The 25,171-nt window shown below is 67.9% G+C and carries 23 protein-coding genes and 3 pseudogenes; 13 read left to right on the top strand and 13 right to left on the bottom strand.

Annotation, left to right across the window (positions count from 1 at the left end):
• Positions 1–4: 4 nt before the first annotated feature.
• Together J7528_RS02005 and J7528_RS02000 are read left to right on the top strand one after the other, a co-directional pair.
• The gene (locus tag J7528_RS02005; protein ID WP_291870802.1) at positions 5–721 is read left to right on the top strand and encodes an alpha/beta hydrolase; all 717 of its coding nucleotides are present in this window, start codon (positions 5–7) and stop codon (positions 719–721) included.
• Between the two features lie 264 nt (positions 722–985).
• Positions 986–3,274, top strand: a complete 2,289-nt coding sequence (locus J7528_RS02000) for a TonB-dependent receptor (protein ID WP_291870800.1) — start codon at positions 986–988, stop codon at positions 3,272–3,274.
• Positions 3,275–3,364: 90 nt separating this feature from the next.
• On the opposite strand, the pseudogene J7528_RS01995 reads toward J7528_RS02000, so the two are convergent.
• The 4 genes and pseudogenes from J7528_RS01995 to J7528_RS01980 form a co-directional block, all read right to left on the bottom strand.
• Positions 3,365–3,482: pseudogene (locus J7528_RS01995) on the bottom strand (hypothetical protein); the annotation flags it as partial.
• Positions 3,483–3,507: 25 nt separating this feature from the next.
• Entirely contained in the window at positions 3,508–4,254 is a 747-nt protein-coding gene (locus J7528_RS01990) for a response regulator (protein WP_291871307.1), read from the bottom strand.
• Between the two features lie 161 nt (positions 4,255–4,415).
• A complete protein-coding gene (locus J7528_RS01985) occupies positions 4,416–5,564 on the bottom strand; it encodes a hypothetical protein (RefSeq protein WP_291870798.1) in 1,149 nt (382 codons plus the stop codon).
• A gap of 99 nt (positions 5,565–5,663) precedes the next feature.
• Positions 5,664–6,524 carry an alpha/beta hydrolase gene (locus J7528_RS01980; protein ID WP_291870796.1) on the bottom strand — a complete coding sequence of 287 codons (861 nt, stop codon included), beginning with the start codon at positions 6,522–6,524 and terminating at the stop codon, positions 5,664–5,666.
• Positions 6,525–6,788: 264 nt separating this feature from the next.
• Here J7528_RS01980 and J7528_RS01975 point away from each other — a divergent pair, with 264 nt between their 5' ends.
• Together J7528_RS01975 and J7528_RS01970 are read left to right on the top strand one after the other, a co-directional pair.
• Complete coding sequence (locus tag J7528_RS01975; RefSeq protein ID WP_291870794.1) at positions 6,789–7,070, top strand: BrnT family toxin; 282 nt, start codon at positions 6,789–6,791, stop codon at positions 7,068–7,070.
• The gene (locus J7528_RS01970; RefSeq protein WP_291870792.1) at positions 7,021–7,302 is read left to right on the top strand and encodes a BrnA antitoxin family protein; all 282 of its coding nucleotides are present in this window, start codon (positions 7,021–7,023) and stop codon (positions 7,300–7,302) included. Before J7528_RS01975 ends, J7528_RS01970 begins: the two co-directional genes overlap by 50 nt.
• Positions 7,303–7,329: 27 nt before the next feature.
• Here J7528_RS01970 and J7528_RS01965 read toward each other — a convergent pair whose 3' ends face one another.
• The 3 genes from J7528_RS01965 to J7528_RS01955 form a co-directional block, all read right to left on the bottom strand.
• Complete coding sequence (locus J7528_RS01965) at positions 7,330–9,000, bottom strand: ATP-binding protein (protein WP_291870790.1); 1,671 nt, start codon at positions 8,998–9,000, stop codon at positions 7,330–7,332.
• A gap of 193 nt (positions 9,001–9,193) precedes the next feature.
• The gene (locus J7528_RS01960) at positions 9,194–10,480 is read right to left on the bottom strand and encodes an adenylosuccinate synthase (protein WP_291870788.1); all 1,287 of its coding nucleotides are present in this window, start codon (positions 10,478–10,480) and stop codon (positions 9,194–9,196) included.
• Between the two features lie 121 nt (positions 10,481–10,601).
• Positions 10,602–11,210: an acyloxyacyl hydrolase gene (locus J7528_RS01955; protein ID WP_291870787.1), complete on the bottom strand. Its 609-nt coding sequence runs from the start codon at positions 11,208–11,210 to the stop codon at positions 10,602–10,604.
• Between the two features lie 137 nt (positions 11,211–11,347).
• Between J7528_RS01955 and J7528_RS01950 the strand changes: the two genes are divergently transcribed.
• A complete protein-coding gene (locus J7528_RS01950) occupies positions 11,348–12,325 on the top strand; it encodes a threonine/serine dehydratase (RefSeq protein ID WP_291870784.1) in 978 nt (325 codons plus the stop codon).
• A gap of 7 nt (positions 12,326–12,332) precedes the next feature.
• Here the strand turns inward: J7528_RS01950 and J7528_RS01945 are convergent.
• Positions 12,333–12,457 (bottom strand): annotated as a pseudogene (locus J7528_RS01945) (hypothetical protein); the annotation flags it as partial.
• Between J7528_RS01945 and J7528_RS01940 the strand changes: the two are divergent.
• From J7528_RS01940 to J7528_RS01920, 5 genes and pseudogenes are all read left to right on the top strand, one after another.
• On the top strand, positions 12,456–13,652 hold the full coding sequence (locus J7528_RS01940) for an alanine racemase (RefSeq protein ID WP_291870782.1): 1,197 nt from the start codon (positions 12,456–12,458) through the stop codon (positions 13,650–13,652). The pseudogene J7528_RS01945 and the gene J7528_RS01940 overlap by 2 nt on opposite strands.
• A 213-nt stretch (positions 13,653–13,865) precedes the next feature.
• On the top strand, positions 13,866–15,521 hold the full coding sequence (locus tag J7528_RS01935) for a M28 family metallopeptidase (RefSeq protein WP_291870781.1): 1,656 nt from the start codon (positions 13,866–13,868) through the stop codon (positions 15,519–15,521).
• 171 nt (positions 15,522–15,692) lie between these two features.
• Positions 15,693–17,078, top strand: coding sequence for an L-serine ammonia-lyase (locus J7528_RS01930; RefSeq protein ID WP_291870779.1), 1,386 nt, complete (start codon positions 15,693–15,695; stop codon positions 17,076–17,078).
• A gap of 87 nt (positions 17,079–17,165) precedes the next feature.
• Positions 17,166–17,921 carry a DUF72 domain-containing protein gene (locus J7528_RS01925; RefSeq protein ID WP_291870777.1) on the top strand — a complete coding sequence of 252 codons (756 nt, stop codon included), beginning with the start codon at positions 17,166–17,168 and terminating at the stop codon, positions 17,919–17,921.
• A gap of 28 nt (positions 17,922–17,949) precedes the next feature.
• A pseudogene (locus tag J7528_RS01920) lies at positions 17,950–18,042 on the top strand (hypothetical protein); the annotation flags it as partial.
• Between the two features lie 19 nt (positions 18,043–18,061).
• On the opposite strand, the gene J7528_RS01915 reads toward J7528_RS01920, so the two are convergent.
• Positions 18,062–18,850: a DUF1295 domain-containing protein gene (locus J7528_RS01915; protein WP_291870774.1), complete on the bottom strand. Its 789-nt coding sequence runs from the start codon at positions 18,848–18,850 to the stop codon at positions 18,062–18,064.
• Between the two features lie 168 nt (positions 18,851–19,018).
• The gene (locus J7528_RS01910) at positions 19,019–20,242 is read right to left on the bottom strand and encodes an acetyl-CoA acetyltransferase (RefSeq protein ID WP_291870773.1); all 1,224 of its coding nucleotides are present in this window, start codon (positions 20,240–20,242) and stop codon (positions 19,019–19,021) included.
• A 124-nt stretch (positions 20,243–20,366) separates the two neighbouring features.
• On the opposite strand from J7528_RS01910, the gene J7528_RS01905 reads away from it, so the two are divergent.
• Positions 20,367–21,305, top strand: a complete 939-nt coding sequence (locus tag J7528_RS01905; protein ID WP_291871305.1) for a helix-turn-helix domain-containing protein — start codon at positions 20,367–20,369, stop codon at positions 21,303–21,305.
• A 130-nt stretch (positions 21,306–21,435) separates the two neighbouring features.
• On the opposite strand, the gene J7528_RS01900 is transcribed toward J7528_RS01905, so the two are convergent.
• Together J7528_RS01900 and didA are read right to left on the bottom strand one after the other, a co-directional pair.
• Complete coding sequence (locus J7528_RS01900) at positions 21,436–22,437, bottom strand: dipeptide epimerase (protein ID WP_291871303.1); 1,002 nt, start codon at positions 22,435–22,437, stop codon at positions 21,436–21,438.
• A gap of 30 nt (positions 22,438–22,467) precedes the next feature.
• The gene (gene didA / locus J7528_RS01895) at positions 22,468–22,674 is read right to left on the bottom strand and encodes a DNA damage-induced SOS-independent cell division inhibitor A (protein ID WP_291870770.1); all 207 of its coding nucleotides are present in this window, start codon (positions 22,672–22,674) and stop codon (positions 22,468–22,470) included.
• Positions 22,675–22,803: 129 nt separating this feature from the next.
• On the opposite strand from didA, the gene J7528_RS01890 reads away from it, so the two are divergent.
• Both J7528_RS01890 and J7528_RS01885 read left to right on the top strand, forming a co-directional pair.
• Positions 22,804–23,112 carry a polyhydroxyalkanoic acid system family protein gene (locus tag J7528_RS01890; protein ID WP_291870768.1) on the top strand — a complete coding sequence of 103 codons (309 nt, stop codon included), beginning with the start codon at positions 22,804–22,806 and terminating at the stop codon, positions 23,110–23,112.
• 6 nt (positions 23,113–23,118) lie between these two features.
• A complete protein-coding gene (locus J7528_RS01885) occupies positions 23,119–24,228 on the top strand; it encodes a hypothetical protein (protein WP_291870766.1) in 1,110 nt (369 codons plus the stop codon).
• On the opposite strand, the gene J7528_RS01880 is transcribed toward J7528_RS01885, so the two are convergent.
• Positions 24,225–25,082 (bottom strand): sigma-70 family RNA polymerase sigma factor, encoded by an 858-nt coding sequence (locus J7528_RS01880; RefSeq protein ID WP_291870764.1) that lies wholly within the window; start codon positions 25,080–25,082, stop codon positions 24,225–24,227. The genes J7528_RS01885 and J7528_RS01880 overlap by 4 nt on opposite strands.
• Positions 25,083–25,171 lie beyond the last annotated feature (89 nt).

Here is a 25,171-nt window from a genome sequence, read left to right as displayed (position 1 = left end):
CAGAATGACCGCGCCCCTGCCCCAGCTGATCCTGCTCCCTGGCCTGCTCAACGACGCCGAGCTGTGGCGCGACCAGATCAGCGGCCTCTCCGACGTCGCCCGGATCTGGGTCCCGGACCTGGCCCCCTACGCCACCCTGCGCGAAATGGCCGACAGCGTGCTGGCCAAGGCCGAGCCGACCTTCGCCCTGGCCGGCTTCTCGATGGGCGGCTACGTGGCCCAGGAGATCGCCCGGATCGCCCCGGAACGCATCGAGCGGCTGGCCCTGCTGGACACCTCGATCCGCGTCGACACGCCCGAGCGCGCCGCGCAGCGCAGGGCGCTGAACAAGGCCGCGGCCAAGGGCCAGACCTTCATCGGCATCGGCCAGGCGATCATGAAGACCTATGTCGACGCCTCGCGCCTGGACGATCATGACCTGACCGGCCGCATCGTCGACATGACCCAGCGACTCGGCCGCGACGTGTTCCTGCGCCAGAACAGCCTGGAGCGCGAGGACGGCGAGGCCGCGCTGCGGGCCCTGCGTGTCCCTTTGGTCATCATCGTCGGGGAAAACGACCAGATCACGCCCGCCCCCGGCCACCACGAGATGGCCAAGGCGATCGGCTGCTCGCACCTGGTCGTCATTCCAAAGACGGGCCACATGACGCCCATGGAGGCGCCCGGCGCGGTCAACGGCGCGCTGCGGCATTGGCTGCAAAGGCCCGCAGGACAGCGCTGACGAACGGCTTAAGGCCACGCTTTAGCCGCATTTGAGCACGAAGTAATAGTTATATCGTATCAGCAAAGCCTGACGATCGACGCTCCGGGAATCCAGTAATAGGCGCTTTACTTAAGCGCCTATGGTGGAGCCGTTTCAAAAAACTGCAACAAAACCGTCAAGCAAACATCACTGGTCCACCTGGACCGTGAAATCTATCCCCTGCCCCGCATACGCGAACGCGCGCCTGCTCAAACAAGAGCGCGCAGACAAAGGGGATATTTCATGCGGAAGACCATGCTCTTCGCGCTGGCGGCGCTCGCGCCGCTGGTCATCGCCTCGGCCGCCACGGCCGCTCCGGAAGACGCGCCGATGGCCACGGCGGACGAGCCGACCCTGGCTTCGGCGGTCGTCGTCCAGGCCAAGATCGCCTACCGCAACCGCAGCGAGTCGACCGCGCCGGTCCTCGACTACGGCCTGGACTACTTCCAGCGCTTCGAGCCGCTGACCGTCGGCGACGCCCTCAAGCGCGTCCCCAGCGTCTCGTTCCTGTCGGACGTGCTGGAATCGGACGGCGTGCGCCTGCGCGGCCTGGACCCGGCCTACACCCAGATCCTGATCAACGGCGAGAAGGTCCCGGGCTCGGGCTCGTCGTCGGGCGCGTTCGGCAACGGCGCCGACCAGTCGTTCTTCGTCGACCGCATCCCGGCCGAACTGATCGACCATATCGAGATCTCGCGCGGCGCTTCGGCCAACCGCAGCGGCGACGCCGTCGCCGGCGCTCTGAACATCGTCCTGCGTGACGCCCTGGCCCTGGACGGCGGCTATGTCCGCGCCGGCGCCCTGATGTTCGACGACAAGCGCATCCGCGGCGCCTTCGGCGGCGTGTGGGGCGGCCAGGTCGGCCCGGGCCGCCTGCTGGTCGGCGCCAACGTCCAAGGCCGTCGCAACCCGAAGGAAAAGCTCAGCCTGCGCTATGACGAGCCGGGCGCGGCCCTGAACAACAACGAAGTCCAGACCGACAAGCGCAACGGCACCGACAGCTCGTTCAACATCGCCTACGACGTGCCGGTCGGCGCCGGCCAGCTGTCGGTGAACGGCTTCTACGTCCACACCGACCGCTACCAGGACGAAGACTCGATCGAGTACAACACCGGCAACAACACCAACGCCAACCTGTCGACGATCAACAACAACGACGTCGACATCCAGCAGGACAGCTACTCGCTGAACAGCAAGTACAAGTTCCCGATGGCCGGCGGCACGACGACCGTGAAGCTGGGCTACGCGGCGTTCAAGAACGACGAGTACGAGTTCGAGTACGAGACCGAATATCTGCGCGACTCGACCCCGTTCCCGGACGGCGACCGCTTCACCGGCGACCGCGCCAAGACCCGCATCACCGATGACGAAGTCTCGGCCAAGCTGGAGCACAAGCGCGAGCTGTCGCCGAGCACCGACCTGGAGTTCGGCGTCCAGTACGAAGGCAAGCGCCGCGACAACCGCAACAGCGAAGTGCCGCGCAACCGCTACAACCTGCCGGCCGCCACGCCGCCCGCCTACAAGCCCTTCGAGGTCGTCGGCAAGGCGCGCCTGGAGCAGACCCGCATCGACCCATACGTGATGCTGTCGGGCCGCTCGAACGGCTTCAAGTGGGAAGCTGGCCTGCGTTACGAGACCACGGACGTCGACGTGACCGACTTCGTCCTGCGTGAAGAGACCAAGAAGAAGTACGAGGTCCTGCTGCCGTCGGCCTCGGTCCGCTACAACCTGACCGCCGCCGACCAGATCTACGCTTCGGTCGCCCGCACGCTGCGCCGCCCCAGCTTCCAGCACCTGTCGCCGGTGCTCCTGGAAGAAGAACTGGGCGCCAACGACTTCGTCGGCAACCCGGACCTGGAGCCGGAAAAGGCCTGGGGTCTGGACGCCGGCTACGAGCGCCGCATGGGTCGTGACGGCGTCTTCGGCGTCAACGTCTTCTACCGCGAGATCAAGGACCTGCTCGAGATCTACAACACCGGCGTCCGCGGCTCGGCCGATGATCCGCCCAGCGACATCGCCTGGGTCTTCTCGGCCCGCAACACCGGCGACGGCAAGGTGTACGGCATCGAGTTCGACCTCTCGACCCCGCTGTCCTTCATCGGCATGGACAACACCGGCGTGTTCCTGAACTACTCGTATCTCGACTCTGAGGTCAGCGACGAGTTCGGCAAGCGCCGCTTCAACAGCCAGGCCGAGTCGGTGTTCAATGTCGGCTTCATCCAGGACATCCCGACCTTCGCCGCCTCGTTCGGCATGACCTATCGCAAGCAGGGCGAGGCCTATAGCCGCGTCGTCGGCGAAGAGGTCACGACCACCTACGGCGCCGACCTGGAAGCCTTCGTCGAGAAGCGGATCGGCAAGAACATGGTGATCCGCCTGACCGGCTCGAACCTGCTGGACGCCAACAAGCGCGAGACGTTCAACAAGTTCACCACCATCGCCAGCCAGCAGACCCGCGACTTCGACGAGTACGAGCTGGAGCGCGAAAAGGCCGGCCCGGTGTTCCAGCTGACCGCCCGCGTGGCGTTCTAAGGAACCTTCGGGTTTGAAATGGAGAAGGCGGCGTCCGCGAGGGCGCCGCCTTTTTCTTTGGCGTTTACCGTCTCACACGCCCCTAAACACCGTCATTCCCGCCCTTGTGGCGGGAACCCCTGGTTCAGCTGACACGTGAGATGCAAACGGCCCTGCGCACCTGCGGCGGACAGAGGGGTTCCCGCCACAAGGGCGGGAATGACGGAATATATGGATGACGTTAGACGCCGCCCTTAAGCCGCTCTTCCCGTATCCTCGGCGCTCATGAAGCCCATCAGCGCGTCGATGCGCTTGACCAGTTCGACCCGCGCGGCGCTGCCGGAGAGGTCGGCGCCCATGACGGTTTCCAGGGCCGCGGCGGCCTGGACCAGACGGGGATCCTTGACCGCCTCGCCCACGCGCTTGAGCTCGACGGCCTGGGCGACCAGGGCGCGGCGGGCCTGGGCTGGATCGGTGTCCAGGGCGGTGGCGGCGGATTTGACGATGCGCAGGGCCTGGCTCAGGCGCGCGGCGGGCGTGCCGGCCGCGTCGGCCTTGCGCTTGCGCGGACCCTTGTAGTCGGCCGAGTTGAAGCGGCGGCGGTCGGGACCGACATAGGCCACGGCCTCGATCCAGTCGCGCGGCTTCAGGGTCACCGCCTCCAGGCGGCGCTCCAGGTCCTTCAGGTTGAAGGGCTTGCGCATGAACTCGTGCACGCCGGCGTCGCGGGCGCCGAAGATCGCTTCGGCGGTGGCTTCGGCCGTGCACATGATCACCGGGGCCTCGCGGCACAGCAGGTCGCTGCGGCGGATCTTGCGGGTGAAGGCCAGGCCGTCGACGCCGTTCTGGGCGTGCTCGACAAAGATCAGCTGCGGGTCGGTGGCGCGGGCCATGGCGTAGCCCTTCTCCGCCGACGGCGCGGCGAAGATCTGCACGCCGCCCAGCGGGCGCAGCTGTTCGGCCAGCAGGCGCGCGGTCGCGGGGTTGGGGTCGACGACCATCACCCGCTGCACCTTGGCGGCGATACGCTGAATTGTGCGGACGTTCCCGTCGAACACGTGACCCGAGACTCCTCGAAACCAGACCCCTTCACTAGGCCTAGAATGTAAAAATCCGCTTATTGATCCAGGGGGGTTAACCGCGTCAGTTTGTCAGGGGGTCCCTAGAGGCTGAGCGGCACCGACAGGCCGGCTTCGAAGTCCATGAAGATGTCGATCGCCTCCTCGACATCGACCGTCAGCGGCTCGCCCTGCGGGAAGCGGTACCGCCAGTAGCTCGAGATGTGCGAGATCACCCCGACCCGCTCGCCCAGCGACAGGAACATCTCGGGCGCGCGCAGCAGGAAGTCGCGGAAGGCCGTCGGACGGCCATTCTCGATAAGATCCTCGAACGCGTCGTCATAGACTTTCAGCGTCCGCAGGATCGCCGAGCGCTCGACCAGCACCCCACCTTGCAGGCGGCGGCGGCTGTCGTCGATGAACTTGGCGGTCTCGGCGTCCTTGTTGCCGGTGATCAGCAGTCGGCCGATCTCCTGGCCCACCGTGGTCAGCTGCGGCCACAGCTTGGTCAGCATCCACTTGTAATAGAGGAAGCCCTTCCAGCTGAAGACGCCTTCCTTGAAGCTCTCACCCTGCATGACCAGGGTGTCGCGCAGGGGCTCCAGACGCTCGTCGACATCGGTCGACAGCAGGGCCTCAACCAGGCGCGCGGCATGGGCGCGGCCGACGCCGCCCGACCCGCGATAGGCCAGCTCGATCAGCCGCGCGATCTCCATCGTCACGAAGCCCTGCATGTTCTCGTAGTCGGCCAGCGACAGGGCGAAGTAGCAGTTGGCCACCAGCACGCCGTTGCGCCGCAGGTGCTCGCGCAGCAGGAACGGATCCAGCGACGGCAGCATGTCGATCAGCCGCAGGGTCGCCAGGTCGCGGCTCATGTCGCCCGAGGCGTTGCAGGCCTCGACCACCAGGTCGGTCCAGCCCCGCTGCCCCACGAACACCGACTGGCCGCCCAGGCCCAGGTCGCCGCGGTCGAAGGGGATGATGATCTTGGTCGCCGTCGGCCGCGCCTCGTCGAACAGGTACATGTCGTCGTTGCGCAGGCGGTGCTTGAGCACGATGGCGGTGTTCAGAGTCCGGTTCCGGAACAGCGGCGCCTGGCTATATTCCGGCCGCTTGCCGCTCTCGGCCTCGACGGCCAGCAGGTTCAGGACGCGGCTGGTCGAGGCCGTGCGCTCCAGGGCGCGCAGGCTGCGCATCATCCGGTCGGCCTTGTGGACCGGCTTCAGCTTGCGACGGCGCGCGAGTGCGGACACGAAACCCCCTGTGTAGACAAGCCGTCATAGGGGAAGGTGGCTAACAAACGCTAACCGAACCGCGTTCGGCGGAAGGTCCGCAACCGGAAGTGGGGAGGGTCAGGCGGACCGCACGAAATCCACGATCAGCCGCGCGGCCGGCTCAGCGTGGGTTTCCAGCAGCAGGTGGCCGGCGTCCAGCACGTGGGCCTGCGCACGCGGCAGGTCCTCCAGCCACGACAGCACCTCGGCCGTCTCGAAATAGGGGTCGTGGCGGCCCCAGAGGATCAGGCCGGGCGGCTGGTGTTGTTTGAGATAGGCCGCGATCTCGCCGAAGCGGGCGACGTGGTTTCCGTAGTCGGCGATCATCGCCTTCTGCGTCTCCATGCGGCCCGGCAGGTTCATGACCCGCCAATCCTCTTCCCAACGCGCGGGATCCAGGCGCGCGACCAGGTCCTCCGGCACGTTGTCGGCGTACTGGCCGCGTGTGCCCTCTGCCGTGAGATGGGCGGTCGCGGCGGCGGTGTTGCGGGCGTCCGGCGCGGACCAGAATTCGATGACGTCGGCCCAGTTCGGTCCCATGCCCGAGCGGTGGGCATTGCCGTTCTGGACGATCAGGCCGCTGACGAGCTCTGGCGCACGCATGGCCAGGTCCAGGGCGACCGGCGCGCCGAAGTCGTGGACGTACAGATAGCGCTCGCCTACGCCCAAGCGGTCGAGCAGTTCCTCGATACAGTCGGCGAACGCCTTGAAGGTCGGCTGGTCCAGCGGATCAGAGGCGCCGCTGCCCGGCAGGTCAGGGGCCACGACGAAGGCGACCTCCAACAGCGGTTCCATCAGCCCTCGGAAATAGCCCGAGGCGTTGGGCACGCCGTGGATCAGCACCACCGCCGGCCGCTGGCTCACATCACCGGCGGTCCGGAACGCCAGGTCGCCGCCGTGCGCCAGGCGCATCGTCTGGATCGGGAGGTCAGGGGCCATGGACACCAAACGCGGCGTCGCCAGGCCAAGGTTCAGAGCTTGGCCGCGGCCCGGTGAACGACTTGCCTGGCACCTTCTGCGCCTCGAATTTTTGGCGTTACAGAATTTATTGACAGCATCATTTTCCGTAGCTACATTAATGATGCTCTTCCAAACCGGGAGAGCCCTCAGCCTCGGCTGAGGAGACGGGGCAATGCCCCAGATCGAAGGTAACGACCATGACCAGAAGTAACAGAAGACCGATGCAAACCCCGGGGATCAACAATGCAATTAGAGTGGGATGAGAATAAGCGTTCCGATACGCTGGAAAATCGCGGTTTAGATTTTGCCGATGCAGCCAAGATCTTTGCCGGAAAGACGTTACAGCACACGGATGACAGGCAAGATTACGGTGAAATCCGCTACGTGACCATCGGCCGCCTTGGTAGGAAGATGATCATGCTGGTCTGGACACCGCGAGACCCAGCGCGACGCATCATCTCAATGAGAGAGTGCGATGAGCAAGAAAGAAAGCGATACGCCCGCCGTCTGGCACGATCCCGATGACGGGCCCGTTTGGACCGATGATCAACTTGATCGGGCCGAATTAAAAGAGGGCGACCTCGTTCTGCGCCCCGCAGATGGGACGCTGACGAAGCGAGGTCGTCCAAAACTCGACACCCCGAAGAAGCAAGTCACGCTTCGACTGGATCAAGAGGTCCTTGATAAGCTTCGCGAACAAGGACCGGGATGGCAGAGCAGGGTCAACGAACTGCTCAAGAAGGCGGTGGGCGTTTAAGCCCGCCGCCTTTTCTATGAGCTCGAGCTATCCCGCGACAGCTTGTACCGTCTGAAGCACCGGCGCCGCCGACCGCAGCGCCGCCACCGTCATCAACAGTCCCGCCGGCTGGATCGGCTTGGGATGCGCGGCGTCGAAGCCTTCGCTCAGCAGGCGTTCGGCGTCGCCGGCCATGGCGTCGGCGGTCAGGGCCACTACCGGCACGTCGACGCGGCCGGCCTCGCCGGCGCGGATGCGGCGCACGGCCTCGCTGCCGTCCATGCAGGGCATGTGGACGTCCATCAGCACGACGTCGAAGTCCTCGACGCGCAGGCGCGCCAGGGCCGTGTGGCCGTCATCGGCCGTGGCCACGGCGGCGCCGGCCGCTTCCAGGATGGCGCGGGCGACGGTCTGGTTGATGCTGTTGTCGTCGACCACCAGCACCCGCGCGCTGGCCAGATCCAGCGCCTCGTCGGCGCCGTCGGCGGCGTCCAGGCGTTGCGAGGCGGCCAGCGGCAGGCGGGCGGTGAAGGTCGAGCCTTGGCCCAGCGTGCTCTCGACGCCGATCTCGCCGTCCATCATGTCGACCAGCTGGCGGCAGATCGCCAGGCCCAGGCCGGTGCCGCCGAACCGGCGCGCGATGGTGCGATCGCCCTGCACGAACGGCGTGAAAAGCCGAGCGCACTGCTCCTGGCTCATGCCGACGCCGGTGTCGGTCACGGCCAGCAGGACGCCGGCTTGCGTCGGCGCGATGCGCACGGTCACGCGGCCGGTCTCGGTGAACTTCAGGGCGTTGGAGACCAGGTTCATCAGCACCTGGCGCACCCGGGCGGCGTCGCCCGACAGCCATTCGGGGGTCGCTGGGTCGATGTCGAGCATCAGATCGACGCCCTTCAGCCGCGCGGTCTCGCTCCAGACCAGGCGGATCTGGGCGGCCAGCTTGCGGATGTCGAACGGCAGGGCTTCTAGCTCCAGCTTGCCGGCCTCGATCTTGGACAGGTCGAGAATGTCGTTGAGGATGGTCATCAGGCCGTGGCCCGACTGCTCGATCATCTCCAGATATTCGGCCTGGCGCTGGTCCAGCTTGGCCCCGCGCAGGGCGTAGGCCAGACCCAGAATGCCGTTCATCGGCGTACGCAGCTCGTGGCTCATCATCGCCAGGAAGGCCGACTTGGCGCGGTTGGCTTCCTGGGCCTCGGCCTCGGCCCTCTCCAGAGCCTTGGCGGAGCTGCGCATCACCCGCACGGCGTCGAAGGCGTAGCCCATCAGGCCGGCCAGGGCGGCCAACGCCACCGCCTTTTCCCAGATCCCGAATTTCGGCGCCATGATCGGCACCATGACCAGGGCGACGATCGGCCCCGGCAGGATGGTCAGCATCGCCGACCAGCTGACCGTGGCGTATTTCAGCCCCTCAACGATCAGGCCGAACAGGATGATCAAGGCGGCGAAGCGCATCGACATCGGGCCGTGCAGCGCGCTCCAGCAGGCCATGGTCGACCAGGCGATCGTGAAGGCGGCGGGCGGCGCCAAGCGCTTGAAAAGATTGGTCCGCCCATGCGCGCGCGGCTTGAAGGTCAGCTGCAGGTAGATCAGCCAGCCTTCCAGCAGGATATTCACCCCGCCCCAGAGCAGAGCCGGCTTGGGACCGAAGTTGAAGGCCAGCAGGCCGCCGACCAGGGTCGTGACGGTCAGACGCGCGACCCGACTGCGCTTGCTCATGACGAGCGTCGCGCCTTCCTGTCCGTCGTCGAGGATGTTCCGGAGCCCCACTCGCCGCCCTTTCGCGGTGATTCTTGCGGCGGAGCTTCGGCGAACAAGGTTCACAAGCATTTACCGTGCGACCGGTTGTCGCACCATTTTTAGGCGCCGCTTCCCGGGATCGGGTTGCGGCGCCTAAAGCTCGTGAGGGCGGTCAGCCCTGGAAGGGGTCGCGCATCAGAATGGTGTCGTCCCGCTCGGGGCTGGTCGACAGCAGGGCGACGGGAGCGCCGATCAGCTCCTCGACGCGGCGCACATACTTGATGGCGTTGGCGTTGAGGTCCTTGAACGAGCGGGCGCCGGCGGTGCTTTCCGTCCAGCCCTCGATCTCTTCGTACACCGGGGTGGCGGCGGCCTGGTCGCGCAGACCGGCGGGCAAGTAGTCGACGACCTTGTCGCCGATCTTGTAGCCGACGCAGATCTTCAGGGTCTTGAGGCCGTCCAGCACGTCCAGCTTGGTCAGGGCCACGCCGTGGATGCCGTTGATGGCCACCGACTGGCGCACCAGCACCGAGTCGAACCAGCCGCAGCGGCGAGCGCGGCCGGTGTTGACGCCGACCTCGCGGCCGACGGTCGACAGGTGCTTGCCCACGTCGTCGAACAGCTCGGCCGGGAACGGGCCTTCACCCACGCGGGTGGTGTAGGCCTTGACGATGCCCAGCACGAAGCCGGTCGCCGACGGGCCCATGCCCGAGCCGGCCGAGGCCTGGCCAGCGGCGGTGTTGGACGAGGTCACGAACGGATAGGTGCCGTGGTCAACGTCCAGCAGCGAACCTTGCGCGCCTTCGAACAGGATGCGGCGGCCGGCCTTGTTGGCCTGGTCCAGCACGCGCCACGCCGGCTGGGCGTAGGGCAGGATGCGCGGGGCCAGCTCCATCAGGGCGTCGAACAGCTCCTGCGCGCTCGCCTCCGGCAGGTTCAGGCCGCGACGCAGGGCGCCGTGGTGGCTGAGCAGGCGCTCGATCTTGGGCTTCAGGGCCTCCGGATCGGCCAGGTCGGCGACGCGGATGGCGCGGCGGCCGACCTTGTCTTCATAGGCCGGGCCGATGCCGCGGCCGGTGGTGCCGATCTTCTGGGTCGAGGCGGCTTCGCGCGCCTGGTCCAGGTCGCGGTGCAGCGGCAGGATCAGGCAGGCGTTGTCGGCCAGGATCAGCAGCTCGGGGGTGATGTTGACGCCCTGGTCGGCGATCTTGTCGATCTCGCCCAGCAGGTGCCACGGGTCGACGACGACGCCGTTGCCGATCACCGACAGCTTGCCCTGCACCACGCCCGAGGGCAGCAGGGCCAGCTTGTAGACCTTGCCGTCCACCACCAGCGTATGGCCGGCATTGTGCCCGCCCTGGAAGCGCACGACGACATCGGCTCGGTTGCTGAGCCAGTCGACGATCTTGCCCTTGCCCTCGTCGCCCCACTGGGCGCCGACAACGGTCACATTGGCCATGATTAGATATGCCTTGTCGCCTGCCGGGTGACGTCACAGGGTCCTTCGACAGGACTCGACCCAGGACGTTCGATCAGTTTTAGGCGTCGCCGCGCCGCAGGTCATCCGACCCGGCGCGAAGTCAGAAGGCGTAAACCAGCCGGACCCCCGCGTCGTCAAGCCCCTGGTTCTTCCCCTGGTGGAAGATCTGGCCGTTCGACAGGTGGGTGTAGCTCAGTTCCACCGACACCTTGTCGCTGACCTGGTAGCCCAGGGCCAGCTCGGGCTCGAACAGCACCTCCGAGCCGAAATCGATGCGGTGATAGTAGAGATAGGTGCGGCGCGCGCGCTCTTCGGGCGTCAGGTTCGGGGCGTTGGCGGGCGGCAGGCCGGCCTTGCCGTCGGTATAGGCCAGGCCCATGCCGGGGCGGAAATAGAAGCCGCCGGGCTGGCCCAGCTCGATCTTCCAGTCGAAGCCCGCGGCCACGAAGTTGGAGGTGTTGTTGGTGTTGATCGACACCATGGTGTGCACCTGCGGCTTGCCCAGCCAGCGCAGGTTTTCGAGGCGGTTGGTGCGATAGCCCAGATGGATGTCCGCCCCGCCTTCACGGCCCGCGGCGCCCAGGCCGACGGCGTTGCCGATGAAGGTGACGTCGTGCTTGTAGACGCCGACGAAAACTTCGCCGGCGCAAGCGGGCGCGGCGACGGCCAGCACGGCGGCGGCCGTGATGGCGAACATGGCGGTCTTCATCGAGTCGTCCTGAAAAATCAGCCCGTTCCCTATATGGAGCGAACGGGGATTGTCGCAAAGTGTTTCAGGCGGCGAGTTTTGAACGCTTCCGCCCCCGTGTCTTCAAAAGCGCGGCCGCAACCCCTAAAGCTGGGGGCATGACCGTTTCCCTCGCCGACATCCAAGCCGCCGCCGCCCGCCTGAAGGGCCTGGCGGTCGAAACGCCGCTGATCGAGAGCCCCGCGCTGAACACGCGCCTGGGCGGGCGGGTGTTCCTCAAGCCCGAGACGATGCAGCGCGCGGGGGCCTTCAAGTTCCGGGGGGCCTATAACCGCCTCAGCCAGCTCTCGGACGCGGAGAGGGCGCGCGGCGTCGTGGCCTTCTCGTCGGGCAATCACGCCCAGGGCGTGGCACTGGCGGCCCAGATCCTGGAGATCCCGGCCCTGATCGTCATGCCGACCGACGCGCCGACGGTGAAGGTCGAGGCGACCAAGGGTTTCGGGGCCGAGATCCGCTTCTACGACCGCTTCACCGAGGACCGCGTCGCCATCGCCGACCAGATCGCCGCCGAGCGCGGCTGCACGGTGGTCCCGTCGTACGACGACCCGCACATCATCGCCGGCCAGGGCACGCTGGGGCTCGAGATCGTCGAGCAGGCGCGGGCGTTGGGCGTGAGGCTGGACCGCGTGCTCTCGCCCGTCGGCGGCGGCGGGCTGATCGCCGGGACGTCGACGGCGGTGAAGGGCCTTTCGCCCGCCACCGAAGTCTGGGGCGCCGAACCCGCCGGCTTCGACGAGACCCGCCGCTCGCTGGAGAGCGGCCAGCGCGAGACCATCGACAAGGACGCCCGCTCGATCTGCGACGCCCTGCTGACCCCGATCCCGGGCGACCTGACCTGGCCGATCAATCAGCGCAACCTGTCGGGCATCGCGGCGGTGACCGACGCCGAGGTCGCCGAGGCGATGCGGTATGCGTTCTCGGTGCTGAAGCTGGTGGTCGAGCCGGGTGGGTGCGTGGCGCTTACCGCCGCTTTGACCGGCAAGGTGGATCTGAAGGGCAAGGCCGCGGCGATCGTGCTGTCGGGCGGGAATGTGGATCCGGGGTTGTTCGCGCAGGTTCTGAACGGCCAGATCTAGACCAATCGTCATCCCGGGCGGCGTAGCCGACCCGGGACCCAGGGGCAGCCGCATCGTAGTGGCCCCTGGGTCCCGGCTCTCCGCTACGCTGCGGCCGGGATGACGAGCATAGGAGATGGGGAATTTTGACATGAACCTACCGCCCGCAGCACACCTCCCCCAGACCCCGCTCCTGGTCGTCGACCGCGGGGCCCTCACCCGCAACCTCGCCCGCATGCAAGCGCTCTGCGACACCGCCGGCATGCGCCTGCGCGCTCACGGCAAGACCCACAAATGCTCCACCCTCGCCCGCCTGATCGTCGAAGGCGGCGCGGTCGGCCTGTGCTGCCAGACCGTCGGCGAAGCCGAGGCCTTCGTGGCCGGCGGGATCAAGGACGTCCTGGTCACCGCCCCCGTCCCGCCCTGGGGCGCGGCGCGCCTGGCCGCCCTGGCCCGCACCGGCGCGACGGTCGGCGTGGTCGCCGATGACGAGGGCCAGATCGACCGGCTGTCGGACGCGGCCGTTGCAGCCGGGACCATGCTGGACCTGGTCGTCGACCTGGACCTCGGCACCCACCGCGCCGGCGCCTATACGAAAGACGCCCTGCGGCTGGCCCGCGCCGCCGACGCCTCGCCGGGCCTACGCTTCGCCGGCATCCAGGCGTATCTCGGCCACCTACAGCACATGGACGACCTGGCCCTGCGCCAGAGCGCCGACGAAGCCGCTCACGCCACGCTGAAAGAGGTCGTGGCCCAGCTGACCGCCGCCGGCTTGCCGCCGCCCGTCGTCACCGGCGGCGGCACCGGCACTCACGCCTACGACCTGGCCTCCGGCGTCTATACGGAACTCCAGGCAGGCTCCTACGCGGTGATGGACGTCGAGTACGACGCCTGCGGCGCGCCGGACGGCGAGGCTTGGGGCTTCGAGCCGGCGCTGTTCGTGGCCGCGACCGTGGTGTCGGGCAATCACAAGAGCCACGTGACCTGCGACGCCGGCTTCAAGGCCATGTCGATGGACGGCCCGCTAGCCCGCGTCGTGGCCGGCGCCGCGCCCGGCTCGCTGTGGCGACCGATGGGCGACGAGCACGGCATGATCGCCCATCCGGGCCTGATCGACGTGCTGAAGGCCGGCGGCCGCGACCCGCTGGGCTTCGACAAGGCCGTGGCCGCCGCCGACGCCGATCCCGCCCGTGATTTTCCTTCAGACGCCCCCAAGGTTGGCGACCTTGTCTGGCTGCAGCCGGGCCACTGCGACCCGACGATCAATCTCTACGACGCCCTGCATGTCTGGGACGGCGAAAAGCTGGAGCGATGGCCGGTGGACGGCCGCCGGGTCACGCTCGTCTAGCCCGTCTCCCCGGCGAAAGCCGGGGCCCAGATCGAACCCACAAGCGCTTGAATATTGGACGGGCGGTGTTCGGATCATCCCAAACCGCTCAGGCTGGATCTGGGCCCCGGCTTTCGCCGGGGAGACGGAGTTTAGGGTAGCGGTAAAGCGCTTCCCCTCCGAACAAACCCCCTCTAGGGTCCGCGCCAAGATTTCCCCCAAAGAGGGTTCCGGATGAAACGCCTTCTGCTCGCTACCGCCCTGATCGCCGTTCCCATGCTGGCTCACGCCGCTGAAGCGCCCAAGATCGACCCCGCCAAGCTGTCGGCCCACATCAAGATCCTGTCCTCGGACGACTTCGAAGGCCGCGGCCCCGGCACGGCCGGCGAGACCAAGGCCGTCGGCTACATCGTCGAGCAGATGAAGGCCATCGGCCTCTCCCCCGCCGGCGACCCGCAGAAGGACGGCAAGCGCGCCTGGACACAGAACGTGCCGCTGGCCAAGTTCGAGATGGCCGGCCCGGTCGCCGCCTCGGTCTCCAAGGACGGCAAGAGCACGCCCCTGGCCCAGGGCGACCAGATCGCCATCCGCGCCTCGATGACCAATGTCGACGCGGTCTCGCTGAAGAACGCCCCAATCGTCTTCGCCGGCTATGGCGTCAAGGCTCCGGAGCGGAACTGGGACGACTTCAAGGGCCTGGACGTGAAGGGCAAGATCCTGGTCGTGCTGATCAACGACCCGGACTTCGAGACCGGTTCCGGTGACTTTGGCGGCAAGGCCATGACCTATTACGGCCGCTGGACCTACAAGTACGAAGAGGCCGCCCGCCTGGGCGCCGCCGGTGTGCTGATCGTCCACGAAACCGCCCCGGCCTCGTACGGCTGGGCGACGGTCAAGAACTCCAACACCAATGTGATGTTCGACATCGTCCGCAAGGAGCCGGCCAAGTCGCACCCGGCCATCGAGGCCTGGATCCAGCGCGACGTCGCCGTCGACCTCTTCAAGCAGGCGGGTCTCGACTTCGACGCCCTGAAGAAGCAGGCCCAGAGCCGCGACTTCAAGGCCGTGGAACTGCCCGGCGTGACCTTCTCGGCCGACTTCAAGGTCAAGCACGAGGTGATCACCTCCAAGAACGTCGCCGGCCGCATCGTCGGGACCAAGTTCCCGAACGAGACCCTCATCTACAGCGGCCACTGGGACCACCTGGGCGTCGGCGCTCCGGACGCCAAGGGCGACAAGATCTATAACGGCGCCATCGACAACGCCGACGGCATCGCCGCCCTGCTGGAACTGGCCCGCGCCTTCAAGAGCAAGCCCGCGCCGCAGCGCTCGATCCTGTTCCTGGCCGTGACCGCCGAGGAGAAGGGCCTGCTGGGCTCGGAATACTACAGCGCCAACCCGCTGTTCCCGATCGCCACCACGGTCGGCGACATCAATATCGACGCCCTGTCGGCGGCCGGTCCCGCCAAGGACATCGGCACCTCGGGCGACGGCAAGGTTGATTTGCAGGACATGCTGGTCGCCAAGGCCAAGCTGCACGGCCGCTACTTCACTCCCGATCCGTCGCCGCAGGCCGGCCACTTCTACCGCTCGGACCACTTCCCGTTCGCCAAGCGCGGCGTGCCGGCCATCTCGATCGGCTCGGGCAACGACCTGATCAACGGCGGCAAGGAAGCCGGCGAGAAGGCTGAGGCCGACTACACCGAAAACCGCTACCACCAGCCGGCCGATGAATGGTCGGCGAGCTGGGACCTGTCGGGCCAGGCCATGGACCTGGGGCTGGTCTATGAGATCGGCGCGGATCTGGCGAACTCGCGCGTGTGGCCGCAGTGGCAGGCAGGGTCCGAATTCAAGGCCCTGCGCGACAAGACCGCGGCGCAGCGGAAGTAGTTACCCTTCCCCGTTTCCCCGGCGAAAGCCGGGGCCCAGATACAGCCTGAGCGGTTGGGGTATGCTCGCCAGCAGCCTCGACCGCTCGGCAAACGCTCCTGGGTTCGATCTGGGCCCCGGCTTTCGCCGGGGAGACGGATCTGGGGGCTGAAGTGAATACCCAGAGTTCCCATGACCGCCTCCGTCTTCGATCTCTTCAAACTCGGCGTCGGCCCGTCGAGCAGCCACACCATGGGGCCGATGAGCGCCGCCGTGCTTTTCATCGGCCGCCTGCGCGACGCCGGCCAACTGCCTGCCGTGGCCCGGGTCGAGACCCGCCTCTACGCCTCGCTGGCCCTGACCGGCAAAGGCCACGCCACCGACCGCGCCGTGATCCTGGGCCTGATGGGCTTCGTGCCCGCCACGCTGGATCCCGACGCCGGCGAGGCCCTGCTGGAGAGCCAGGCCACCCAGTCCCTGAATCTGGGCGGTGACCATGCGATCACCTTCGACGAGGCCAAGGACATCGTCTGGCTGGGCCACGAGCGCCTGCCCCAGCATCCCAACGGGCTGACCTTCACGGCCTTCGACAAGACCGGTCAGACCCTGCTGGAACGCACCTACTTCTCGATCGGCGGGGGCTTCGTCCGCGATGAGTTCGAGATGGGCAGCAATGCCCCGCCGGAAGAAGGCCCCGCCATCCCCTTCCCGTTCGAGAGCAGCGCCGACCTCTTGGACCGCGCCGAACAGGCGGGCCTGACGATCGCCCAGGTCATGGCCGCCAACGAACTGGCCCGCATGGACGAGACCGCGATGAACGCGGGCCTGGACCGCATCTTCGAGGCCATGGAGGCCTGCATCGATCGCGGCATGCGCCAGGACGGCGTCCTGCCCGGCGGCCTGACGGTCAAGCGCCGCGCCCGCCAGATCCACCAGACCATCCAGGGCCGGATGGAGCGCCAGATGAGCGACCCGCTGGCGGCCATGGACTTCGTCAACCTGTGGGCCATGGCGGTCAACGAGGAGAACGCCGCCGGCGGCCGCGTCGTGACCGCCCCGACCAATGGCGCGGCGGGCCTGGTGCCGGCCGTGCTGCGGTTCTTCGTGCGCTTCCACAAGGGGACGCCCGAGCAGGTGCGCGTGTTCCTGCTGACCGCCGCCGCCATCGGCGCGCTCTACAAGCGCAACGCCTCGATCAGCGGGGCCGAAGTCGGCTGCCAGGGCGAGGTGGGCGTGGCTTGCTCGATGGCGGCGGCCGGTCTCGCCGCCGCGCTGGGCGGCACCAACGCCCAGATCGAAAACGCCGCCGAGATCGGCATGGAGCACAACCTCGGCCTCACCTGCGACCCGATCGGCGGCCTGGTGCAGATTCCCTGCATCGAGCGCAACGCCATGGGCGCGATCAAGGCTATCGACGCCGCCCGCCTGGCCTTGCTGGGCGACGGCCAGCACTCGGTCAGCCTCGACAAGGTCATCGCCACGATGAAGCGCACGGGCGAGGACATGAACGAGATCTACAAGGAAACCTCGATGGGGGGCCTGGCGGTGGGGCTGTCGGTGAACCGGGTCGAGTGCTGACCACAGGAGTCAGCAGGCTTCGTCCGCGCTCTTGCCCATCCGCGCCGCGATGCTAGGGTGCGCACCGGAACAGGAAGGGAACAAAACATGGCCAAGGGCGTGATCCGGGCGGGCATCGGCGGCTGGACGTTCGAGCCTTGGCGCGGGACCTTCTATGGCGATGACGTCAAGCAGAAGGACGAGCTGAAATATGCGTCGTCCAAGCTGACCAGCATCGAGATCAACGGCACCTACTATTCGACCTTCAAGCCCAACAGCTGGCAGAAGTGGCGGGATGAGACGCCGGACGACTTCGTGTTCGCGGTCAAGGCCAGCCGCTACTGCACCAACCGCAAGGTGCTCAGCGAGAACAACGACTCGCTCGAGAAATTCCTGTCCCAGGGGCTGGAGGAGCTGGGCCCGAAGCTGGGCCCCATCAACTGGCAGTTCATGGGGACGAAGAAGTTCGATCCGGCGGATTTCGAGGGATTCCTGAGATTGCTGCCAAAGGAACGCGGCGGGGTGCGCCTGCGCCACGCGCTGGAGGTCCGCAACCCGACCTTCGCCTGCCAGGAATTCTACGACCTGGCCGCCAAGTATGGCGCGGCCATCGTCTATGCCGTCGACGACGAGGAGCCGACCTGGCCCTGCATTGACGAACCCACGGCCGACTTCACCTATGCGCGGCTGATGTCGAGCAAGGAAGACGAGCCGACGGGGATGACGTCGGAAGAGCTGGACGGGGTGGTCAAGCAGGCGCGGACCTGGGCTGAGCGCGGGGACGTGTTCGCGTACTTCATCGCGGGGGCCAAGGTGCGGAATCCGGCGGCGGCGATGGCGCTGATCGAGAAGCTGGGGGACTGACTCCCTCTCTCTTAGAGAGAGGGTTGGGGTGAGAGGTTACGAGGTTCGACGGCGTGCCGGCACTCCGGTTGACACCGTAACCTCTCACCCTCCCACCGCTTCGCGGCGGGCCCCTCCCTCTCTCTTAGAGAGAGGGTTTCTCAGACCTTCTTCGGAAACCACGGCACGAACCCACTCGTCCGCGCCGCATATTCCGTATAGCCCGGCTTGCTCTTCCGCATCCGCCCTTCGGTCGTGGGCACGCCGCTCCACTTCGTCAACAGGAAGGTGATCAGCACCGGTCCCGGCAGGCTCCAGGCGCCCAGCCCGGTGTCGGCGGCGATGCCGTAGAGGCCCCACCAGACGCAGGCGTCGCCGAAATAGTTCGGGTGGCGGGTGTAGCGCCACAGGCCCTTGTCCATGACCTTGCCCGCATTGGTCGGATCGGCCTTGAAGCGGGTCAGCTGCCAATCGCCGATCGTCTCGAAGGCGATGCCGACCACGGCCAGCACCGCGCCGGCGATCGCCAGCGGCCCCAGCGCTCCCGGCTGCTGGCCCAGTTGCACCGGCAAGGCGACGACGAAGCCCAGCACCATCTGCAGCGAGAACACGTAGATCAGCGCCGTCTTGGCGAAGCTCCAGCCGCGGGTCTTCTCGGCATGGGCGATCATCGAGACGTAGCGTCGGTCGGCCCCATGCTTGCGCCAGCGCCAGAAGAGGTACCCGCCCAACCGCGCCGCCCACAGGGTGCACAGGCCGGTCAGCAACAGGGCATGCGGCGTTGGCGGCGACTGCAGAAACGTGCTCCAGGCCAGCAGCGCCATGCTGGGGCCCCACCAGGCGTCGATGAAGCTGACATCCTTGATCCGCAGACTGACGATCCACAGGAGCAGGAACGCGACCAGCGAGACGGCGGCGTTGGTGAGCAGCAGGGTGAGCAGCGGAGGCATGGAAGTCCTTTGTCTCTCCTCCCCCGTCTGGGGGAGGTGGATCGCCCGCGAAGCGTGGCGAGACGGAGGGGGTTGGTCATGAGTCGGCCGCGCTGGCCCCTCCACCGCCTACGGCGGTCCCCCTCCCCCAAAGGGGGAGGAGAGAGGAACCCGCCGACGGCGAGGCCCCTACGTCCCCACGACAAAACTCACCGTCGTCGTGGTCGAACCGCCGATGTTCAACGTCTGCACCGTCCTGGCCCCCTCGACCTGATAGTCCCCGGCCTTGCCCGAGGTCTGTTTCCACGCGTCCAGCAGCATCCGAACGCCCGTGGCCCCCACCGGGTGCCCAAGGCCGATCAGGCCGCCGGACGGATTGATCGGCAGGCGCCCGCCCATGGCGATGTCGCCGGCCTCGACCGCCTTCCAGCTTTCGCCCGGCGCGGTCAGGCCCAAGTGGTCGATGGCCATGTATTCCGTGGCGGTGAAGCAGTCGTGGGTCTCGACGGCGTCGACGCCGGAGACGTCCGGCGCGATCCCGGCCCGGGCGCGGGCGTCCAGGATGGCGCGGCGCACCTGCGGGAAGACGTACTCGCTGTCGCGACTGGCCTCGACCTTACGCGCATAGCTGAGCGGGGCCGAGCGATGGCCCCAACCCTTGATGCGCGGGATGTTCTCCAGCGCGATCCCGCGCTTGTCGGCATACTCGCGCGCCCGCTTCTCCGAGGCCAGGAACACCACGGCCGAGCCATCGGTGACCTGGCCGCAGTCCTGCTTGCGCGTGCGGCCCTCGACCACCGGATTGGCGACCTCGTCGGCGGTGAAGGCCTCGGGCCCGAAGTTCCAGCCGCGTGTCTGGGCGTTGGGATTGCGCTTGCCGTTGGCGAAGTTCACCTCGGCGATGCCCATCAGATGCTCGTACTTCAGCCCGTAACGGCGGTCGTACTCGTCGGCCAGGTCGGAGAAGGCCCGCGGCCACAGGAAACGGGCGTCCTGGAATTCGTGGCCGGCCCAGGCGGCGGCGCCCAGGTTCTCGGCCGCCTTCTGGCCCGGGACGTTGCGCATCTGCTCGATCCCGACCACACAGGCCAGGTCGTAGCGCCCCGCCTCGATCTCGGCCGTCGCCGCCAGGATCGCCACGCTGCCCGAGGCGCAGGCCGCCTCGTGCCGCGCCGTCGGCAGGCCGTCGAAGTCGGGATGCACCAGGCCGAACATGCCGCCCAAGAGGCCCTGCCCCGCGAACAGCTCGGCGGCGAAATTGCCGACATGGCCGGTCTCGACGTCCCCCACGTCGAGACCGGCCGCCGCCAGGCCCTCCCCGACGGCCTGCGCGAAAGCGTCGGCCAGCTCGCGCCCCTCGCGGCTCCAGTTGGCGGCGAAGTCGCTCTGCCAACCGCCCAGCACGTAGACCATGCGCGAGCTCCCTACCTCTAGTTAGTTCGATTATACAAGCGACCATCGTCGAGTCCACGACTTAGACGAACAATGGTTTGAACGCTGATTGACTTCCCCGCCCGAAACGCCCCACCAACCGGCCATGGTCGCTCAGAAGGCCCCCGCTTTGGTCAGACGCAGTTCAGCCGCTCGCGCGCTGAACCTGATCGGCGACCGCTGGACCCTGCTGGTGCTGTACGCCGCCTTCATGGGCGTGAAGCGGTTCGACGGCTTCGTGGAGATGACCGGCGTCGCCCGCTCGCTGCTGACCGACCGCCTGAAGCGCCTGGAGGCCGGCGGGATCCTGGAACGCCGCCCCTATCAGGACCGCCCGCCGCGCTTTGAGTACCGGCTGACGGCTATGGGCCGCGACCTCTACGACTCGGCGCTGATGCTGCTGGGCTGGGAGATGCGCTGGCGCTTCGATCCCGACTGCCCGTCGCACCAGATCGTCCACGAACCCTGCGGCCGGCCGCTAAAGCCGATCCTGGCCTGCAAGGCCTGCGGCGAGGCGGTGAAGGTGCGCGACATCACCCTCTCCCCCGGCCCCGGCGCCGGCCTGGAGCCCGCCCCGCCAGCCCGCCACTCGCGCCGCGCCAGCTCGGACGACGTCGGCGGCGCGCCGCTGCATCCGATGCTGGAGCGCGGCATCGAGGTGCTGGGCGACCGCTGGACCGCCCACCTGATCGCCGCCGCCTTCTACGGCCTGCGCCGGTTCAAGGACTTCCAGGCCGAGCTCAAGGTGGCCAGCAACATCCTGACCGACCGCCTGGAGCGGCTGGTCGCGAGAGGGATGCTGGAGCGGGTGCGGTATCAGGAGCGGCCGGAGCGGTGGGAGTATCGGCTGACGACCGAGGGCCGGGATCTGTTTCCGCTGATCGCGGCGCTGATGGCGTGGGGCGATCGGTGGCTGGCAGGGAATGAGGGAAGTCCGGAAATCCTGACGCATAGCTGTGGGGCAAGGTTGGAGCCGGTGGTGCGGTGTGACGTCTGCAGCGGCGCCGTGGACACGAGCAACACAAAGATCGCGGCGAGCGCTTGAAAGATGCTCCCCCGCGATGCGGGGGGAGCTGTCGCGGAGCGACTGAGGGGGTTAGCTGGATCGAGGCCGAGCTCGCCCCCTCCGGCCCCCTGGGCCACCTCCCCCGCATCGCGGGGGAGGATCTATGGTTTCACAGCCAGAGCCCTTCGGCCTCCACGCCATCCCCCCAGAAGCCCGGCTTCGGCGCAGCGATCCGCCCGCGCTCCACCCGCAAGCCGCCGGGATGATCCACCGCCAGCCACCACGGCCCGTCCAGATCGGCGAAGTCACTCGCCCCGCCCAGATGCAACGCCGGCGCGACGCCGAGCGACGACGCCACCATGCACCCCGTCATCACCTGGAACCCCAGCCCCCGTGCGGCCCGCAGCATCGCCACGGCCTCGGTCAGGCCGCCGGTCTTGTCCAACTTCAGGTTCACCGCCTGATAGCGCCCCCGCAGCGCCGCGAGGTCTCCGCCGACATGGACGCTCTCGTCGGCGCACACCGTGAACGGCGGGTCCCAGCCCTCGAGCGCGTGGTCGGCGTCGGCCGGCAACGGCTGCTCGACCAGGGCGATCGGCAGGTCGGCCAGAAGACTCTTCAGCCCGTCCAGGATGGGGAAGGTCCAGCCCTCATTGGGATCGACGATGAAGCGGGAATTCGGCGCGGCCGCCGCGACGGCGCGCAGGCGGGCCGCGGGGTCGTCGGCCGAGAGCTTGATCTTGATCAGCGGCGCGTCGGCGACGGCGCGGGCGGCGGCGGCCATCGCCTCTGGCGTGTCGAGGCTGACCGTGACGGCGGTGACCAAGTCCTGAGGGACTGGCAAACCCGTCGCCGCTGCGACACTCACGCCGGTGCTCTTCGCCCGCAGATCCCACAGCGCCAAGTCCAGCGCGTTGCGGGCCGCGCCGGGCGGCAGGGCGGCGCAGGCGGCCTCGGCATCGGCCGAGGCCAGGGCCGGTCCCAGCTGGGCCAGCACGCTCTCCACCGTCTCGCCGTAGCGACCGTAGGGCACGCTCTCGCCGCGCCCGACATGACCGTCGGCGACCGCGATCACCTCGACCACGTCGGCCGCCGTCTTGACCCCGCGCGAGATGCGGAACGGAGCCTTCAGCAGGTGCGAGACCGGGCGGGCGGAGACGGCGATCGACATGCCCGCAGGCATGCCGCGTTTCGCGAAGTCCTACCAGCCCCAGTGACGCGGGATCGGCGAGTCCGCCCGGCGCTCGGCCATCACCTTCAGGGCCAGCGGACGATCGACCAGGAACAGCACGGCCCAGACCAGCAGCACGCCGGCATAGTGGATGGCGCCCAGAACGCCGCCCGGACGGCCCGGACGAACGAAACGGCGCGGGGCGGTGAACGGCTGGGTGATGGCGTAGTCGGTCATGTCGCGCCCCTGTTCCAAGGAAAGCCTCATCTGATGAAGCCAACTTGGCTGGGCCATGCGCCAGAATCGGACGTATTGAACTGGACCTTCATCGCCCGCATTTCAACGGTGCGACTTCACGAGGATCCCATGGCCAAGACCGTCAGCATCAACATCCCCCACCAGCTGGGCGCGGCCGAGGCCAAGCGTCGTCTGGAAGAGGGCCTGTCGCAGCTGGCTGGCCAGATCCCCGGCGGCGACGCCAAGGGCTTCACCCAGAGCTGGGCCGGCGACGTGCTGAACTTCTCGGCCGTGGCCATGGGCTCGACCATCACCGGCGTCGTCCAGGTGCTGGAGGACCACGCCCGCCTCGACATCACCCTGCCCGGCCTGCTGGGCATGGCGGCCGGCAAGATCAAGGACGAGCTGACCCGCCGCGGGCAGCTGCTGCTGAAATAGCGCCGGATGGGGCGCCGGATCGGAACGTTCGTACTGGCCTCTGCCCTGGCGGTCAGCGGCGCAGCCTGGGCTCAGGCGTCGAAGTCCCCGCTCGACGCTAGCCGGCTGGCTGGGCTGGTGGGCGTCTACGCGCCCGGCGAGGCGGATTCCACGGTCGTTCTGACGACGCAGGAGACCGGCCCCCTTCGCACCGTCCGCCAGACCGTGCGCCGGCATGGCCCGTGGGTGAGGATCGACACCCTGGACCGTGACGTCACCTGCACCCGCTATGTCCACCGGCCCAGCGGCCTGACCGTCGACGTCGGGACCGGCTACTTCAGCATGAACCGCCCGACCCTTGTCGCCGAGACCACCGACTACCGCAGCGTCCCGACCGGCCGCACGTTGCAGGTCGCCGGCGAGACCTGCCAAGAATGGGACGTCTATCGCGGCATGGAAGGCGGCCAACCCACCTATCGCCGACTAGGCTGCGTCGCGGCGGACGGCATGGAGCTGTCCAGCCACACGGTCGGCCGATCGGGCGCCAGCCTGGGTCAGGCGACTACGGCGATCAGCGTCTCCCGCTCGCCCGTGAGCCCGTCCGAGGTCCAGCCGCCGACCAGCCTCGATCCCATCGTCTGGGCGCCGCCGACGCCGGCTCGCGACGGCTGGGAGGTCGTGTTGTCCAGCGACAGCGGCGGCGTCCGGACGGTCCGCGCGCGCGGGGCTTGGCGCTACCAGGAGACGCGGCGTCCCGACGGCGCGCGCGACATTTCCAGCAACCTGGCCTCCGCCGGTTTCCAGGCCCAGGCCAGCATCGACCGCGAAGGCGTTCCGATCACCGTGTCGATCATGGCCAGACCGCCTGTCGCCCTCGACGGCGAACGGCCGCTCGATCGCCCGCGGGAGACGGTCCTGGGCCAGACCTGCGCCTGGTACGACAGCATGCCGCTGGTCTCGGACGCCTTCCGTCACGAGTGCCGGACAGCCGACGGTGTCGTGTTGCGGATGGCCGAAGGCGGGCGTGGGCGCTCGGGCGCGACCTATGTCGCGATCACGCTCATCGACAAGCCGCCAGCGGTCGCCCAGATGATGCCCCCGGCGACGCTGTTCGACCTGGCCGCCTGGCTGCCCTAGAGCGCCGACACCTCGACCGAGGCCAGGCGGTCGGGATCGCCCGAGGCGAAGATCTCGACGACCTTGCCGCTCTCGACCCGGATATCGAGCACGACGTACAGCTTGCCCAGCGGGGCCACGACCGCGCCGATCGCGCCGTCGACCAGGGCCGTGCGGGCGGTCTGAGCCAGGCCGTTGTAGAAGTTCGCGACCTTCTCCGCGCCACGCAGCTCGCGGGTCTGGCCGCCGCCGGCGAAGATGTCGGCGCGGACCACGACGTTCGGATCCAGCACCGCCATCAGCCCGGCCATGTCGCCGGTGCGCGAGGCCAGCAGGAAGGCGTCGACCACGCTCTTCTGCGCGACCTGGCCGGCGTCCAGCGCCTCGCCGCCCCGCACCCGGCGACGGGCCCGGCTGGCCAGCTGGCGGGCGGCGTCGGGCGTGCGGTCGACGATCGGGGCGATCTGGTCGAACGGCATGTCGAACAGGTCGTGCAGCACGAAGGCGATGCGCTCGGCCGGGTTCAGGCTCTGCAGCACGACCAGCAAGGCCAGACCCACCGAGTCGGCCAGGATGGTCTCACGCTCGATCGCCTCCTCGGCGCTGACCGAGGGCTCGGGCGCGTCCTCGCCCATAGCGTCCTCGCGGCGGGATTTCTTGCTGCGCAGCATGTCCAGGCACACGCGCGAGGTCACTGTCGTCAGCCAGGCCGACAGGTTGTCGACGCCACTGGTGTCGGCGCGTGACAGGCGCAGCCAGGCCTCCTGCACGGCGTCCTCGGCCTCGGGCAGCGAGCCCAGCATGCGGTAGGCCACGCCGCGCAGGCGGGCGCGATCGGCTTCGAATTTTTCGGCGAGAAAATTTTGTTCGGGCATCGGTCACATCGCTCCGTCGGGGTCCGTCACCTCTTCGACGAACGCAAATCGCCGGATGTGACCGGCGCGTCGAAACGAACTGAAAGGAT

The sequence above is a fragment of the Caulobacter sp. genome (assembly GCF_017744445.1).
In the GTDB taxonomy this organism is placed as follows: Bacteria; Pseudomonadota; Alphaproteobacteria; order Caulobacterales; family Caulobacteraceae; genus Caulobacter.
The sequence above is the reverse complement of the archived record's forward strand: the minus strand, read 5'-3'. Positions and strand labels throughout refer to the sequence as shown.